1 pseudogene is annotated in these 929 nt (G+C 63.9%); it reads right to left on the reverse strand.

The window, feature by feature from the left end:
• Nucleotides 1-893: pseudogene (locus EU805_RS17240) on the reverse strand (IS3 family transposase); the annotation flags it as partial.
• Between the last annotated feature and the right edge of the window lie 36 nt (nt 894-929).

Below are 929 nucleotides of genomic sequence, written 5' to 3' on the forward strand. Positions count from 1 at the left end.
CGGCTTGCCCGGCGCGATGTAGTGCCATTCGACCCGGTGCTCGGAACACCACCGCAGGATCGCGTTACTGGTCAGCTCCGTCCCATTATCGCTGACAATCATGCCGGGCTTGCCGCGGCGCTCGATCAGGGCCGTCAGTTCACGCGCGACACGGCGCCCTGAGATCGAGGTGTCCGGGATCGCCGCCAGGCATTCCCGGGTGACGTCGTCGACCACGTTGAGCACGCGGAAGCGCTGGCCGTTGGCGAACTGGTCATGGACGAAATCCAATGACCAACGGGCGTTCGGTCGCGCCTCGACCAGGATCGGTGCCCGCGTTCCGACCGCCTTGCGCCGCGCCTTCCGCTTGCGCACCGTCAGCCCTTCTTCGCGGTAGATCCGATAGATCCGATTGATCCCCGAGGGCTCGCCCTCGCGGCGCAGCAGCACGAACAGGCGCCGGTAGCCGAACCGCCGACGCTCGTTGGCCAGGTCCCGCAACCGGCCGCGCAGAACCGTGTCCGGCGCGCGCTGAGATCGATAGCGGATCATCGTGCGATCCGCGCCGACGATGTGGCAGGCCCGCCGTTCCGACAGGCCATGCTCAGCCTGAAGATATGCGACGACTTCGCGCTTCACCGCGGGCCCTACCACTTTTTTGAAACCAGATCCTTCATCGCCGCCAGATCCAGCATCTGTTCGGCCAGAAGCTTCTTCAACTTGGCGTTCTCATCCTCAAGCGCCTTCAGCCGCTTGGCCTCTGATACCGTCATGCCACCGAACTTGGCCTTCCAGTTGTAGAAGGTGCCTTCCGACATGCCGTGCTTGCGGCATAGATCGGCGCACTTCGCGCCGGCCTCATGCTCGGCCAGGATGCCGATGATCTGATCGTCCGTGAATCTCGTTCGCTTCATTGTCCGTCCTCAGGTTGGGCCGGACTCTAATCGACG

The sequence above is a fragment of the Salipiger sp. IMCC34102 genome (assembly GCF_004145405.1).
GTDB lineage: Bacteria > Pseudomonadota > Alphaproteobacteria > Rhodobacterales > Rhodobacteraceae > Loktanella.